A 15,239-nucleotide genomic window follows, 5' to 3' on the forward strand; every position below is an offset into this window, starting at 1 on the left:
GTTCACCTTAACTTCGGCAGATCCGCGCCGAACGCACGGCACTTGGGCGCGGTCGTGCGCCGAAAGGTGCGAACGGGTCGGTGGAAGTCTACGAGGAGCGTCCGACCGGCTTGGCGAACCGCTGCTGCAGCAGCACCGCGACGACGATGATCACGCCCTTGGCGACGGCCTGGACCGACGACGACAGGTTGTTCTGCACGAACACGTTGGACAGCGTGGCGAAGATCAGCACGCCGAACACGGTGCCGGTCACGGTGCCGCGTCCGCCGATCAGCAGGGTGCCGCCGACCACGACCGCCGCGATGGCGTCGAGCTCGTACAGCTGGCCGTGGGTCGACGTGCCCGCGGTGGTGCGGCCCAGGATCATGATGGCCGCGATGCCGGCGCACAGTCCCGCGATGGCGTAGAGGAGCGTGGTGTGGCGCCGCACGTCGATGCCCGCCAGGCGGGCCGCCTCTCGGTTGCCGCCGATGGCGACCGTGCGCCGCCCGAACGTGGTGCGGTTGAGCAGCACCCATCCGGCGATCGCGACGATCAGGAAGATCCAGATCAGGATGTCCACGCCCAGCAGATCCTGGTTCATCGCGCTGACGAATCCGCGGTCCTGCACCACGAGCGTGCGCCGCTCGGCCAGGATCTCCGCGAGTCCCCGGGCTGCGACGAGCATCGCCAGGGTCGCCATGAACGCGACCACGTTGCCGTAGGCGATGACGACGCCGTTGATTAGTCCCGCGCCCACTCCGACGAGCAGCGCGATCAGCACCATGACGACCCAGTGCGTCTGGTCGGCGAGGTCCTGCACGGCGGCGATCGTCGCGACGACCGACGCGAGGCCCATCACCGATCCGACGGACAGATCGATGCCGCCGGCGATGATCACCAGGGTCATGCCGATGGAGATGACGCCGATGATGGACGCCTGACGCAGCACCGTCAGCATGTTGGAGACGCCGAGGAACGTGTCGGGGGCCGTGACCGCGCCGACCACGATGATCAGCAGCAGGGCCAGCACGAGGCCCAGGTTGCGGCCCGCCGATCCTGACAGCAGTCGCTGTGCGGCCGACGAGCGCTCACGACGGTCGGAGGGCGCCGGGCTCTGCGGCGCCGGGGCCTCGGTGGTGGTCTGCTCGCTCACGCGGCGGTTCCTTTCATGACGAGGTCGAGCACGCCGTGCTCGTCGATCTCGGAGGCGGGGAGGGTGCGCAGCACGCGCCCGTCGGCCACGAGAAGCACGGTGTCGGCCAGGCCGAGCACCTCTTCGATCTCGCTGGAGACGATCACGATCGCGTTTCCCGCGGCCGCCAGGCGGCGGATGAGCGCATAGATCTCGGCGCGTGCGCCGACATCGACGCCGCGCGTCGGCTCGTCGAGCAGCAGCACGCGTGTGCCGTGGACGAGCCAGCGCGCGAGCAGGATCTTCTGCTGGTTGCCGCCCGACAGGGTCAGCGCGGGTCGATCCGGGTCGGCGGGGCGCAGCTCGAGCGCGGCCATCTGCTCGCGGGTCGCCTCGCGCTCGGCGCGCTCGTCGAGGAAGCCGGATCGCGCGTGCCGCGACAGGGACGAGAGCGTCACGTTCACGTAGATCGGCTCGGCGAGAACGAGGCCCTGGCTCTTGCGCTCCTCCGGGGAGAGCCCGACGCCCGCTCGCACCGCCGCCGCGACCGAGCCGCGCTTCAGGGGGCGTCCCGCCACCCGTACGGCGCCCGCGGTGGCCCGCCGTGCGCCGTAGACGGTCTCCAGGATCTCGGAGCGGCCCGATCCCACGAGCCCGGCGAGCCCCACGATCTCGCCGGCGCGCACCGAGAACGACACGCCTTCGAACGCGCCGTCGAGGGCGAGGTCCTCCACCTCGAGGACGACCGGAGCGTCGTGCGGCACGGGGGTGGCGGGCGGGAAGACGTTCTCGACCGATCGGCCCGTCATGAGCCGGATGAGGTCGCTCGTCGGCGTATCGGCGACGGAGAGACCGCTCGCCATCGAGCGCCCGTCCTTCAGCACCGTGATGCGGTCGCCGATCTGGCGGATCTCCTCGAGGCGGTGGGTGATGTAGACGACGGCGATGCCCGCGGCGGTCAGCTCCCGCACGACGCCGAAGAGGTTGCGCACCTCCTCGGTGTCGAGCACGGCCGACGGCTCGTCCATGATGATGAGCTTCACGTCGTGCGAGAGCGCGCGCGCCATGCTCACGATCTGCTTGTTGGCCGCGCTGAGGCGCCCCACCTCGGCGTGCGGCGACAGGTCGCCGTGTCCCAGCCGGCGCAGCAGCTCGCGCGTCTGCCGCGCCGCCTCCGAGCGACGCGTGAAGCCACCGCGTGCCAGCTCGTGGCCGAGGAAGATGTTCTCGGCGATCGTCAGGCCGTCCACGACGTCGAGCTCCTGGTACATGGTGGCGATGCCGAGCTCGATGGCGGCTTCGGGCGTCGGGATCTCCGTCGGCTCGCCGCCCCAGCGGATCTCGCCCTCATCGGGACGGTGCACTCCTGCGAGCGTCTTGATGAGCGTCGACTTGCCCGCCCCGTTCTGTCCCAGGATGCAGTGCACCTCGCCCGGCATCACCTGCAGGTCGACGCCGCGGAGAGCGCGCACACCGGCGAACGACTTCGTCACGCCGCGGACGTCGAGTAATGACGGCTGGTGGTCATCTTTGATCACGCGCCGAACATAACACGCTGCCGCGCCGTTGCCCAGAGCGCGTTCTCCGCGTAGCCGCGCGGTGTCGAGGTCGATGCCGGAGCGTGAAACCGCGATATTCCAGCGGTTGCCAGGCGCTGGAACTTATGCCGAGCACAAATCAAAAGGTGTAGACAGCACGCCGCATTCTGCTAGGTTGTCTCGCGTCAGCGTGGACACCACTCGAGCGGGCAGCTTCTCCTGCCGGGCGCGCCACACTGCCGAGGCCGCACTGGATTCAAGGAGGAAACATGCGCTCACAGCACACGCGCTCGCGACTCGTGCTCACCGGAGCCGCGCTCGTCGCCGGCATCGGTCTGCTCGCCGGATGCACGGGCACCGGAACCGAGGAGAACGCCGTCGACCAGGGGACGACGAGCGAGGAGAACGCCGCGACGGGCGACACCGTCGTCATCGGGTTCTCGGGACCCGCCGCCGACCACGGCTGGCTCGGCGCCATCAACTCGGGCGCACAGGCCGCGGCCGAGGGCTTCGACGACGTCGAACTGCGCGTGGCGGAGGGCACCAACGACGCCAACACGCAGATCGCCGCGGTCGAGACGTTCATCAACGAGGACGTCGACGCCATCGTGCTGCTGCCGACCGACGGTGCAGCGCTCACCGAGGTCGCGATCCGGGCGATGGAAGCGGGGATCCCGGTGATCAACGTCGACCGGGAGTTCTCGAGCCCCTTCGCCGCGCGCGCGACGATCCTGGGCGACAACTACGGCATGGGCGTGAGCGCCGGCACGTACATCTGCGAGCAGGTGGGCGACAACCCCGACGCGATCGTCGCCGAGATCGCGGGCATCGACTCGCTGCCGCTGACGCAGGACCGCTCGCAGGGCTTCGCCGATGCCCTCGAGGACTGCGGCCTGGAGGTGGGCCCGCGCGTGGCCGCCGACTTCACCGTCGCGGGCGGCGAGGCTGCAGCGTCGCAGCTGCTGTCGGCCAATCCGCAGATCGATGCCCTGTGGAACCACGATGACGACCAGGGCGTGGGCGTGCTGGCCGCGATCGAGGCCGCGGGCCGCGACGAGTTCCTCATGATGGGCGGCGCGGGCAGCCGCAACGCCATGGAGGCGATCCAGGCCGATGACTCGGTCCTCAAGGCCACCGTCATCTACCCGTCGACCCAGGCCGCCGATGGCATCGCGCTCGCCCGGCTGATCGCGCAGGGCAAGACCGTCAGCGACCTGATCACGCCCGGCGTCCCCAACCGCATCGTGCTCGACGCCCCGGTCGTCACCAAGGACAACGTCGACCAGTTCATCGACCTGGCCTTCGAGTCCTGACGACCCGCGCGGAGCGCGGCCGACGGCGCCGCGCTCCGCGCCCCACCTCCGACGAGAGGAACCCGCCGTGACCGACACCCTGCCCACCGGCACTCCGCGCACCGATTCTCCGCGCGCCGACTCCCCGCATACCGACACTCTGCGCGTCGCCATGATCGGCCACGGGTTCATGGGGGCCGCCCATTCCCAGGGCTGGCGGGTGGCCCCGCGCTTCTTCGACCTGCCGCTGCGTCCCGAGATGGCCGTGGTCGTCGGGCGTACGGGCGCCGAGGCGTCCGCCGCCAAGTGGGGCTGGCGCGAGGCCGCGGCCGACTGGCGCGAGGTCGTGCAGCGTGACGACATCGACGTGATCGACGTCGTCACCCCGGGCGACACGCACGCCGAGATCGCGGTCGCCGCGCTCGAGGCAGGCAAGCACGTGCTGTGCGAGAAGCCGCTCGCGAACACGGTGCAGGAGGCCGAGCGGATGGCGGAGGCCGCCGAGCGCGCCGCCGCGCGCGGCGTCCGGGCGATGGTGGGGTTCACCTACCGCCGGGTGCCGGCCGCCGCCTTCGCGCGCGACCTCGTGGCGCAGGGCCGGCTCGGCGACATCCGGCAGGTGCGTGCCGAGTACCTGCAGGACTGGCTCGCCGACGAGCGAGCGCCTCTCACGTGGCGCCTGCAGAAGGAGCGTGCCGGCTCGGGGGCGCTCGGCGATATCGGCGCGCACGCGATCGACCTGACCGAGTACATCACCGGGCAGCGGGTCACGGCGCTCTCCGGCATCACCGAGACGCTCGTGGCCGAGCGCCCTCTGCTGGCGGAGGGCGTGGGGCTGTCGGGCACGGCGTCGGAGCAGCGCGGGGCCGTGACCGTGGACGACGTGGCGCTGTTCACGGGCCGGCTGGCATCCGGAGCCCTGGCGTCGTTCGAGGCGAGCCGGTTCCGCACGGGGCGCAAGAACGCCCTGCGCATCGAGGTGTCGGGGTCGCGGGGCGCGCTCGCGTTCGACCTCGAGCACATGAACGAGCTCGAGTTCCATGACGCCACGCTGCCGTCCACAGAGCAGGGGTTCCGGCGCATCCTGGTGACCGAGCCCGACCATCCGTATCTGGCGCCGTGGTGGCCCGCGGGCCACATGCTGGGCTACGAGCACGGGTTCTCGCACCAGGTGAACGACTTCGTGGCGGCGATCCACGAGGGCTCGCAGCCGCGGCCGTCGTTCGCCGACGGGCTGCACGTGCAGCGGGTGCTCGACGCCGTGCAGCGAAGCTCGGCCGCCGGCAGCGCGTGGACGCCGGTCGGCGACTGACGACGGGCCACGAAGAAGCGGGGCCTCGGAAGAAGCAGGACCCAGAAGAAGCAGCACCCCGAAGACGCAGGACGCAGACGAACAGGATGGAAGGAACCGCGATGACGCGACCGGTCACACTCTTCACTGGCCAGTGGGCCGACCTGCCGCTCGAGGAGGTGGCGCGCCTCGCCTCCGGCTGGGGGTACGACGGCCTCGAGCTCGCCTGCTGGGGCGACCACCTCGATCCGTGGCGGTGGGACGACGACGCCTACATCGAGGATCGCCTCGACCTGCTCGACCGACACGGGCTCAAGGTCTGGGCGATCTCGAATCATCTCAAGGGCCAGGCGGTCTGCGACGATCCGATCGACCAGCGCCACCGCGACATCCTGTCGGACCGTGTGTGGGGAGACGGCGACCCCGAGGGCGTGCGGCAGCGCGCTGCCGAGGAGATGAAGAACACGGCACGGCTCGCCGCGAAGCTCGGCGTCAAGACCGTCGTCGGCTTCACGGGCTCGTCGATCTGGAAGTACGTGGCGATGTTCCCGCCCGTGTCGCAGGATGCGATCGACGCCGGATATCAGGACTTCGCCGACCGGTGGAACCCCATCCTCGACGTGTTCGAGGAGGTGGGCGTGCGGTTCGCGCACGAGGTGCACCCGTCGGAGATCGCGTACGACTACTGGACCACGGTGCGCACGCTCGAGGCGATCGGACATCGCGAATCGTTCGGCCTCAACTGGGACCCGTCGCACTTCGTGTGGCAGCAGCTCGACCCGGTGAGCTTCATCCTCGAGTTCCGGGACCGCATCTTCCACGTCGACTGCAAGGACGTGAAGATGAACATCGGCAACGGGCGCAACGGTCGGCTGGGCTCGCATCTCGCGTGGGCGGATCTGCGACGCGGATGGGACTTCGTCTCGACCGGCCGCGGCGACGTGCCCTGGGAGACGGCGTTCCGCGCCCTCAACAGCATCGGCTACGAGGGCCCCATCTCGGTCGAGTGGGAGGACGCCGGCATGGACCGGCTCGTCGGCGCCCCCGAGGCGCTCGAGTTCGTGCGGCGCAACGCGTTCGACGCGCCGGAGGCGGCGTTCGACGCGGCGTTCAGCACGCGCTGACGGCGCGCGGCCGGGGGCGCGTCGCCGCCGGCCGCGCGAACGGGGCGCCCCGCCGCAGCGGAGCGCCCCGGGCAAGGCCGCGCTCAGTCGTTGAGGGCGTACGCCTCCTCGTGGTGCACGGTGTCGATGCCGGCCACCTCGTCCTCGTTCTTCACACGGAATCCGATCGTCTTCTCGATCGCGAAGCCGAGCACCCAGGTGACTCCGAACGAGTAGACGGCGACGCCGAGCGAGGCGATCACCTGCACGACCAGCTGTGACAGGTCGCCGCCCATGAACAGGCCGGTGCCCTGCGCGAAGAATCCGAGGTACCAGCAGCCGATGAAGCCGCCGACGCCGTGGATGCCCACCACGTCGAGCGAGTCGTCGAAGCCCAGGCGGTACTTCAGCTCGATCGCCAGGGCGCACACCGCGCCGGCGATGAGACCCAGCAGCAGAGCCCAGCCCGGATCGAGCGCGGCGCAGGCGGGCGTGATCGCGACCAGGCCCGAGATCGCGCCGGAGCCGGCGCCGACCGCCGTGGCCTTGCCCTCCTTGAAGCGCTCCACCAGCACCCAGCCGATGATGCCCGCACAGCCGGCGACGAGCGTGTTGACGATGATCTCGCCCGCGTCCGAGTTCTCGGGGCCGAGCAGCCCGAAGGTACCCTCCGCGCCGGCGTTGAAGCCGAACCAGCCGAAGAACAGGATGCCCACGCCGATGAGGGTGAGGGGCACGTTGTGGGGCTTGGTGACGCCCTTGGCGAAGTGGATGCGCTTGCCGAGCACGAGGGCGAGGGCGAGGGCCGCGGCCGCCGAGTTGATGTGCACCGCCGTTCCGCCCGCGTAGTCGATGGTCGCCACATCCAGCCCCAGGATCTCGCCGAGGTCGAAGACCCAGCCGCCCGCGCCCCACACCCAGGCGGCGACCGGGAAGTACACGAGGGTGGCCCACAGGCCCGCGAACACCAGCCAGGAGCCGAACTTGGCGCGGTCGGCGATCGCGCCCGACACCAGGGCCGTCGTCGCGATCGCGAACGTGGCCCCGTAGGCCGCGGAGATGAGCGTGAAGCTGTCGTATCCCGCCAGCGCGAAGTGCGCGTTGAACGGGTTTCCCGCGAACTGGAAGCCGGGGAAGGCGCCCGCCTCGGTGTCGGCGATGAGCGACATGTTGTAGCCGTACAGCACCCAGAGCATGCCGACGACGCCCATGGCGCCGAAGCTCAGCATCATCATGCTGATCACCGACTTGGCCTTGACCATGCCGCCGTAGAAGAGCGCGATGCCGGGGGTCATGAAGACGACCAGGGCGGTCGCCACGATCGCCCAGGTGAATTGTCCGCTGTCCATGGGGGACCTCTCTTGCGTGTGGGGAACCCGGCGCGAAGGGGCCGGAAATCGGGTGCAACCAGATTTACGCAGAGGGAACGGGCAGTGGGTTTCACGCGGATGAAGTCCATGTTTCGCCCCTTCGCGCGGGTTTTACACGCTCGTAACGCCCCGGGTCGACAACCGTCATGCAACGAAAGTTAATGTGAAGCAACGAGCACCACCACCGTTGAACACTCCCGGCCCCTGGAGACAGCTCATGACACTGACCACCCTCTTCGCGGAAGAGACGGCGACGCTCGGACTCAAGGAGCGCGCGCTGGCGGACGGCGTGAGGTTCATCCTCGCCCTGTTCGTCGACATGAACGGCAAGCCCTGCGCGAAGCTGGTGCCCGTCTCGGCCGCCGACGAGCTCGAGGCGGGCGAGCTCGGCTTCGCGGGCTTCGCGGCCGGTCTGGTGGGGCAGCGCCCCCAGGATCCCGACCTGATCGCCGTGCCCGACCTCGACTCGTACACGCCCGTGCCGTTCATCCGCGAGGGCCTGGCGATCGTGCACTGCGATCCCCATGTGAACGGAGCGCCCTGGCCGTTCGCGCCGCGCGTCATCCTGAAGCGCGCCCTCCAGCGCCTCGCGGACCGCGGTCTGCGCGGCAAGGTGGGCGCGGAGGTCGAGTACTTCCTGCTCGACAAGGACGAGGACGGGCGCCTCGTGACCGCAGACCGGCGCGACGGCGAGCGTGCCTGCTACGACGCCCGCGGCCTCACCCGCATGTACGAGCACCTCACCGCCGTCAGCGACGCCATGAACCAGCTCGGCTGGGCGAACTACGCCAACGACCACGAGGACGCGTCGGGCCAGTTCGAGCAGAACTTCTCGTACGACGACGCGCTCGTCACGGCGGACCGGGTGATCACGCTGCGCTACCTCATCAACGTCTTCGCCGAGCAGCGGGGCATGACCGCCACGTTCATGCCGAAGCCCTTCACCGACCGCACCGGCAGCGGCCTGCACCTGCATTTGTCGCTGTGGCAGGACGAGACGCCCGTGTTCCCGGCGGCGGACGACGCGCGCGGGCTCGGTCTGTCGCGCACGGCATACGCCTTCATCGCCGGCGTGCTCGAGCACGCCGCGGGCCTGCAGCTCTTCCTCGCCCCGAGCGTCAACTCGTACAAGCGCCGCGGCGCCACGACGAGCGCGTCGGGCGCCACCTGGTCGCCGCGGCGCGCGACCTACGGCGGCAACGACCGCACGCACTTCATCCGCGTCCCCGACGGCAACCGCATCGAACTGCGCGCGGGCGACGGGTCGGCGAACCCATACCTCGCGATCGCCACCACGCTGCTGGCGGGGCTGGAGGGCATCGAGCGCACCGCCGATCCCGGCGACCCCTGCGGGCCCGGCGAGCACCGCGGCGGTTCGGCGGAGCTCCCGCGCACACTGCTGCACGCCGTCGAGGCGCTGCGGGCGGACGCGACGCTGCTCGACGCGATCGATGCCGGGCACGGCGTCGGGCAGTACTTCGCGGACGCGAAGGAAGACGAGTTCCTGCGCTGGCACAACACGGTCAGCGACTGGGAGATCACCCACTACCTCACCGCGTACTGAGCGCGGACGAACCGACAGGAGACAAACATGTGCGGCATCGCAGCACTGCAGATCCGCAACCCGGAGCTGCGCGGCGACCTGGGCCGGCTGATGCACGGCATGCTGTGCGAGATCGTCGATCGCGGGCCGGACTCCGCCGGCCTCGCGCTCTACGGATCGGACCGGCTCACGCCGGAGGGCACGGCCACGGTGACCGTTCTCGACACGGGGATGCCCGCCGAGCAGTTGGCCGCGTCGCTCGCCGCCGCGCTGCCCGGGGACGCGGATGTGTCGGTCACCGACTACGCCGAGTCGACGCTCATCAACGCGCGCACGACCACCGAGACTCTCGAGGCGGCCGTGGTGGCCGCTCTTCCGGAGGCGCACATCATCGGCCGTGGCGAGCACGTCGCCGTGCTGAAGGGCGTGGGCCATCCGGTCGACCTCGCCGATGTGTATCGCCTGAGCTCCACCTCGGGCGTGCAGGGACTCTCGCACACGCGGATGGCGACCGAGTCGGCGGTCACGGCCGGCGGCGCGCATCCGTTCACGGTGTCCGAGGATCTCTGCCTCGTGCACAACGGATCGTTCAGCAACCACGCCACCATCCGCCGTCGCCTGCGCCGCGAGGGCGTGCAGTTCGACAGCGAGAACGACTCCGAGGTCGGTGCCCGCTTCGTCGCGTGGCGCATGGCGCAGGGCGACGACCTGAAGACCGCTCTGGAGCACCTCGGGCGCGAGTTCGACGGCTTCTACACGCTCGTCGTGACCACGGCCGACAGCATGGCGGTCGTGCGCGACCCCATCGCGTGCAAGCCCGCGATCATCGCGGAGACCCCCGACTGGGTGGCGATGGCATCCGAGTACCGCGCCCTCGCCGACCTTCCGGGCATCGCGGATGCCCGCATCTTCGAGCCGGCGCCCGGCGTCGTCTACACCTGGAACATCGACGGCGCCGCCGTGGAAGGAGCGATCCGATGAGCATCGCAGCACCCGTACTCGAGGCGACGGCGGTCGACCTCGCCGACAGCCCTGTGCGCGACCTGAACCAGCGGCTCCACGAGGCGCAGGACGGCAGCGCGTGGATCGTCGAGCACCCGGCCGGACAGCACAACATCGCGGTCGGCATCGACCGCGAGATCGACGTCACGGTGCACGGCGACGTCGGCTACTACTTCGCGGGCATGCACCAGCGCGGCACGGTCACGGTGCACGGCAGCGCGGGCGTCGGCCTGGCCGAGAACATCATGTCGGGCACGGTGCACGTCACGGGAGACGCCTCGCAGGCCACGGGCGCCACGGGGCACGGCGGGCTCGTCGTGGTCGACGGCAACACCGGCGCCCGCTGCGGCATCTCGATGAAGGGCGTCGACATCGTCGTAGGCGGGAGCATCGGCCACGCGTCGGCGTTCATGGCGCAGGCGGGCCGGCTCGTGGTGTGCGGCGACGCGGGGGAGGCGCTCGGCGACTCGATCTACGAGGCGCGCATCTACGTGCGCGGCCAGGTCGCCTCGCTCGGCGCCGACTGCATCGAGAAGCCCATGGAGGCCGAGCATCTCGCCGAGCTCGCCGAGCTGCTGCGACGTGCGGGGCGCAACGAGGATCCCGCCGACTTCCGCCGCTACGGCTCGGCCCGCACCCTGTACCACTTCCACGTCGACAACGCCGGCGCGTACTGAGCCGGAGAGGAGCCTTCCATGTCCCTTGACCTCGCCGCACGCGGCCTGCGCGAGTCGGCCACGTTCGACCGCGCGACCATCTACGACATCCAGCGCGCCGCCGACACCGGCATCTACGACATCCGCGGCTGGGGCGCCAAGCGCGCGCTGCCGCACTTCGACGACCTGCTCTTCCTCGGGGCCAGCGTCTCGCGGTATCCGCTCGAGGGCTACCGCGAGAAGTGCGGCACCGACGTGGTGCTCGGCACGCGGCACGCGCTGAACCCCGTGCACCTCGACATCCCCGTCACGATCGCCGGCATGAGCTTCGGCGCCCTGTCGGCCAACGCCAAGGAGGCCCTGGGGCGCGGCGCGAGCGCCGTGGGGACGTCGACGACCACCGGAGACGGCGGCATGACGCCCGAGGAGCGCGGGCAGTCGAGCAAGCTGGTGTACCAGTACCTGCCGTCTCGCTACGGCATGAACCCGGACGACCTGCGCAAGGCCGACGCGATCGAGGTGGTGCTCGGGCAGGGCGCGAAGCCGGGCGGCGGCGGCATGCTGCTGGGCCAGAAGATCACCGAGCGCGTCGCGGGCATGCGCACGCTTCCGGTCGGCATCGATCAGCGCTCGGCCAGCCGGCACCCCGACTGGACAGGGCCCGACGACCTCACGGTGAAGATCGCCGAGCTGCGCGAGATCACCGACTGGCGCGTGCCCATCTACGTCAAGGTCGGCGCCTCGCGGCCCTACTACGACACGGCGCTGGCCGTGAAGGCGGGGGCGGATGTCGTGGTCGTCGACGGTATGCAGGGCGGCACGGCCGCGACCCAGCAGGTGTTCATCGAGCACGTCGGCATCCCCACGCTCGCGGCCATCGGGCCGGCGGTGGCCGCCCTCCAGGACCTCGGCGTGCACCGCACGGGAGTGCAGCTGATCGTCTCCGGCGGCATCCGCACGGGCGCCGACGTCGCCAAGGCGATGGCACTCGGGGCCGATGCCGTCGCGATCGGCACGGCGGCGCTCATCGCGCTCGGCGACAACGACCCTCGCTATCAGGACGAGTACGCGAAGCTGGGTTCGGCCGCCGGGTTCTACGACGACTTCCAGGACGGCCGCGACCCCGCCGGCATCTCCACCCAGGATCCCGAGCTCGCCCAGCGCCTCGACCCGATCGCGGCCGGCCGGCGCCTGGCGAACTACTTGCGCGTGCTCACGCTCGAGGCGCAGACCATCGCCCGGGCGTGCGGGAAGTCGCACCTGCGCAACCTCGAGCCCGAGGACCTCGTCGCCCTCACGGTCGAGTCGGCCGCGATGGCGGGCGTGCCGCTGGCCGGCACGTCCTGGATCCCGGGGCGCTCGTGATCGAGGAGCCGGGCGCGGCGATGCTGGCGCAGCGCGACATCGTCACGCCCGGCTCCGTCGTCCCCGAGCCGTGGGCCAACGGCCGTGGCGTCACGCGGGTGCTGGCCCGGCGGCTGGGGTGGCGGCTCAGCATCGCCGAGATCCGCGGCACCGCGGCCTTCTCGATCTTCCCCGGGGTGGACCGGCTGCTGATCGTGCTCGGCGATCAGCCGCTGACCCTCGCGATCGACGGCGACGTGCGGCGTCTGGCGCCGGGCGACGCCGTGACGTTCGCTGGCGAGGCGCGCGTCGTGCCGACCCCCACGAGCGCGGGCGCGCGCGTGGCGAACCTCATGACGCCGCGGGCCATGGCCGCGCCGCGCGTGCACCGCATCGCGGTCCGCGGCCGTCGGCGCATCGAGCCCGCGCCGTCGACGGCGGTCGTCGTGCTCTCGGGAGCCGTCGAGCACGAAGGCACCGCCCTCCCGCCTGGCACCGCCCTTCTCCCGAGCGAGCACGAACGCGAGCTGACGGGCGCCGGCATGCTCGCCGCCCTCACCGTCATCCCCGCGCCGGTCGTCCCGGTGCCCGTCCCCTGACCATCGGCATCCGCCCCCACCTCATCCGGAGAACCATGCCCCCCACATCCATCGTCGTGATCGGCGCCGGTCTGGCCGGTGCCGCGACCGCGTGGCAGCTCGCTCGCCGCGGCCACGACGTGGTCGTGCTCGAGCGCACGTACCCGGCCAATCCCTGGGGCAGCTCACACGGCTCCGCGCGCATCTTCCGCTATGCCTACCCGGACGAGCTGTACACGCGGCTGGTCGTCGCCGCCCGCTCGGGGTGGGACGAGCTGGAGCGGGACGCGGGCGAACGGCTGATCTCGGATGCGGGGGCGGTGGACCACGGCGCGCTGCGCGACCCGGCCGGGCTCGCGCGCGTGCTCGAGAAGGCGGGCGTGCCGCACGAGCTGCTGGCGGCCGACGGGGCCTCAGCGCGCTGGGACGGCATCGCGTTCGACGGCCCCGTGCTGTGGCACGCCGACGCGGGAGTGCTCGACGCCGAGAGGGCGGTGCAGGCCATGCTGCGTCGCGCGCAGGATGCCGGCGCCGTGGTGCGCCACGACTGGCCGGTCGCGTCGGTGTCGCGATCCGGAGCGGGCTACCGCGTGGTCTCTGAGCACGGCGAGGCGGTCGAGGCGGCGCAGGTCGTCGTGGCGGCAGGAGGATGGCTGCCCGACCTGCTCGGCGCGCTGGGCGTCGGAGCCGACGCGCTCCGAGCGTTCCCTGCGCTCGAGGTGCGGCAGGAGCAGGCCTTCCACTTCCCGTATCGCGACGGCGCGGACGCATGGCCCACCGTCATCCACAAGACGGCGCCCATCCAGATCTACGCCCTCCCGGGCGGTCGCGACGCGGGCTTCCGCGGCCAGAAGGTCGCCGAGTACAACGGCGGGCCCGTCATCCGGTCGGCCGCGGCGCATGACCGGCGCATCGACGAGACGCGCCGTGAGCGCGTGATCGCCTACGTGCGCGCGAACCTGCCCGGGCTGGTGCCCGAGCCGTACGCCGAGACCACGTGCCTGTTCACGAACACTCCCGACGAGGACTTCGTGATCGACCGGATCGAGGGCATCACGATCCTCTCGCCGTGCTCGGGGCACGGCGCCAAGTTCGCGCCGCTGCTGGGCGAGTTCGCGGCGCGTCTGGTCGAGGGCGACGGCGGGGTGCCCGAGCGCTTCCGTCCCCTCACCGGCGTGCCGGCGGGAGCCGCGGCGTGACCGGCGTGGCGCGCATGCTCGGCGAGATCGCATCGATCGGCGCCGACCCGCGCGGGGGCTACGCGCGGGTCGGGTACGGCCCGGCCGACCGCGAGCTGCGCGAGTGGTTCACCGGTCACGCCGAGGCGCGGGGCCTCGACGTGCACCGCGACCGCAACGGCATCGTGTGGGCGTGGTGGCGTCCGCCGGGTGCGAGCGGCACAGCGATCGTGACGGGCAGCCACCTCGACTCGGTGCCCGGCGGCGGCGCCTACGACGGCCCGCTCGGCGTCGCGTCGGCGCTCGCCGCGGTGGACGTCCTGCGCGCGCGCGGCGAGGCTCCGGACCGGCCGCTCGCGATCGCGGTGTTCCCCGAGGAGGAGGGCTCGCGCTTCGGGCTGGCCTGCCTCGGCTCCCGGCTGATGGCGGGTGCGGTGGACCCGGATCGCGCCTTGGCGCTGGTCGACCGCGAGGGCGACACTCTCGCCGACGCCCTGCGGCGCGACGGGCTCGAGCCCGGCGCTGTCGGACCGGACCGGGCCGCTCTCGACGACATCGCCTGCTTCGTCGAGCTGCACGTCGAGCAGGGCAGAGGGCTGGTCGACCTCGGTCAGCCGGTCGCGATCGGGGCTGCCATCCTCGGTCACGGGCGGTGGCGCGTCACGATCGACGGGCAGGGGAATCACGCGGGCACGACGCTGATGAGCGACCGCCGCGACCCCATGGTCGCCGCCGCGCGCGCGGTGATCGAGATCCGTGACCTCGCCCGCGCGATCCCGGATGCCCGCGCGACCGTCGGGCGCATCGAGCCGGTTCCCGGAGGCACCAACGTGATCGCCTCGCGGGTGTCGTTCTGGGTCGATGCGCGCCATCCCGACGACGCCGTCACGGCCATGCTCATCGCGTCGGTGCGCGACGCGGTCGCGACGGCCGCTGCCGCGGAGGGATGCGTCGCGACCGTGCACGAGGAGTCGCTCAGCCCCACGGTCGACTTCGACCGCAGCCTGCGCGAGCGCCTGCGCGACGCGCTGCCCGACGCGCCCGAGCTGGGCACCGGCGCGGGCCACGACGCGGGCGTGCTCGCCGAGCGCATCCCGACGGCGATGCTGTTCGTGCGCAACCCGACGGGGGTCTCGCACTCGCCCGAGGAGCTCGTCGACGACGCCGATGCCGACCTCGGCGCGGTCGCGCTCGCCGATGCGCTCGGCGCGCTGAGCCGCTCCGTATGAT

At 71.4% G+C, this 15,239-nt stretch carries 13 protein-coding genes; 10 read left to right on the forward strand and 3 right to left on the reverse strand.

Translation table 11 applies throughout. The features are described from left to right. Positions 1-88 precede the first annotated feature (88 nt). Entirely contained in the window at positions 89-1,135 is a 1,047-nt protein-coding gene (locus tag ABTW64_RS08120) for an ABC transporter permease (RefSeq protein WP_502892310.1), read from the reverse strand. Further along, positions 1,132-2,607, reverse strand: coding sequence for a sugar ABC transporter ATP-binding protein (locus tag ABTW64_RS08125; RefSeq protein WP_350621193.1), 1,476 nt, complete (start codon positions 2,605-2,607; stop codon positions 1,132-1,134). Before ABTW64_RS08125 ends, ABTW64_RS08120 begins: the two co-directional genes overlap by 4 nt. Before the next feature lie 314 nt (positions 2,608-2,921). Here ABTW64_RS08125 and ABTW64_RS08130 point away from each other — a divergent pair, with 314 nt between their 5' ends. The 3 genes from ABTW64_RS08130 (at position 2,922) to ABTW64_RS08140 (ending at position 6,359) form a co-directional block, all read left to right on the forward strand. Continuing rightward, positions 2,922-3,965 carry a substrate-binding domain-containing protein gene (locus ABTW64_RS08130; protein WP_350621130.1) on the forward strand — a complete coding sequence of 348 codons (1,044 nt, stop codon included), beginning with the start codon at positions 2,922-2,924 and terminating at the stop codon, positions 3,963-3,965. A 151-nt stretch (positions 3,966-4,116) separates the two neighbouring features. Then, positions 4,117-5,256, forward strand: coding sequence for a Gfo/Idh/MocA family protein (locus ABTW64_RS08135; RefSeq protein ID WP_350621195.1), 1,140 nt, complete (start codon positions 4,117-4,119; stop codon positions 5,254-5,256). A gap of 101 nt (positions 5,257-5,357) precedes the next feature. Then, entirely contained in the window at positions 5,358-6,359 is a 1,002-nt protein-coding gene (locus ABTW64_RS08140) for a sugar phosphate isomerase/epimerase family protein (RefSeq protein WP_350621131.1), read from the forward strand. Between the two features lie 83 nt (positions 6,360-6,442). Here ABTW64_RS08140 and ABTW64_RS08145 read toward each other — a convergent pair whose 3' ends face one another. Beyond that, positions 6,443-7,687: an ammonium transporter gene (locus tag ABTW64_RS08145; protein ID WP_350621133.1), complete on the reverse strand. Its 1,245-nt coding sequence runs from the start codon at positions 7,685-7,687 to the stop codon at positions 6,443-6,445. Positions 7,688-7,925: 238 nt separating this feature from the next. On the opposite strand from ABTW64_RS08145, the gene glnT reads away from it, so the two are divergent. From glnT to ABTW64_RS08180, 7 genes are read left to right on the forward strand one after another with little or no spacing between them, the layout of a single operon-like run. After that, positions 7,926-9,272, forward strand: a complete 1,347-nt coding sequence (glnT, locus tag ABTW64_RS08150; protein WP_350621135.1) for a type III glutamate--ammonia ligase — start codon at positions 7,926-7,928, stop codon at positions 9,270-9,272. A gap of 27 nt (positions 9,273-9,299) precedes the next feature. Further along, positions 9,300-10,232: a class II glutamine amidotransferase domain-containing protein gene (locus ABTW64_RS08155; protein ID WP_350621137.1), complete on the forward strand. Its 933-nt coding sequence runs from the start codon at positions 9,300-9,302 to the stop codon at positions 10,230-10,232. After that, complete coding sequence (locus ABTW64_RS08160) at positions 10,229-10,930, forward strand: GltB/FmdC/FwdC-like GXGXG domain-containing protein (protein WP_350621139.1); 702 nt, start codon at positions 10,229-10,231, stop codon at positions 10,928-10,930. The genes ABTW64_RS08155 and ABTW64_RS08160 overlap by 4 nt, the downstream gene beginning before the upstream one ends. 18 nt (positions 10,931-10,948) lie before the next feature. Further along, entirely contained in the window at positions 10,949-12,274 is a 1,326-nt protein-coding gene (locus tag ABTW64_RS08165; protein ID WP_350621141.1) for an FMN-binding glutamate synthase family protein, read from the forward strand. Next, entirely contained in the window at positions 12,271-12,852 is a 582-nt protein-coding gene (locus tag ABTW64_RS08170) for a HutD/Ves family protein (RefSeq protein WP_350621143.1), read from the forward strand. Before ABTW64_RS08165 ends, ABTW64_RS08170 begins: the two co-directional genes overlap by 4 nt. A gap of 35 nt (positions 12,853-12,887) precedes the next feature. Further along, positions 12,888-14,030 (forward strand): FAD-dependent oxidoreductase, encoded by a 1,143-nt coding sequence (locus ABTW64_RS08175; RefSeq protein ID WP_350621145.1) that lies wholly within the window; start codon positions 12,888-12,890, stop codon positions 14,028-14,030. Then, a complete protein-coding gene (locus ABTW64_RS08180) occupies positions 14,027-15,238 on the forward strand; it encodes an allantoate amidohydrolase (RefSeq protein WP_350621147.1) in 1,212 nt (403 codons plus the stop codon). Before ABTW64_RS08175 ends, ABTW64_RS08180 begins: the two co-directional genes overlap by 4 nt. Position 15,239: the final 1 nt, after the last annotated feature.

It is taken from the genome of Microbacterium sp. NPDC096154 (genome assembly GCF_040302945.1).
In the GTDB taxonomy this organism is placed as follows: Bacteria; Actinomycetota; Actinomycetes; order Actinomycetales; family Microbacteriaceae; genus Microbacterium.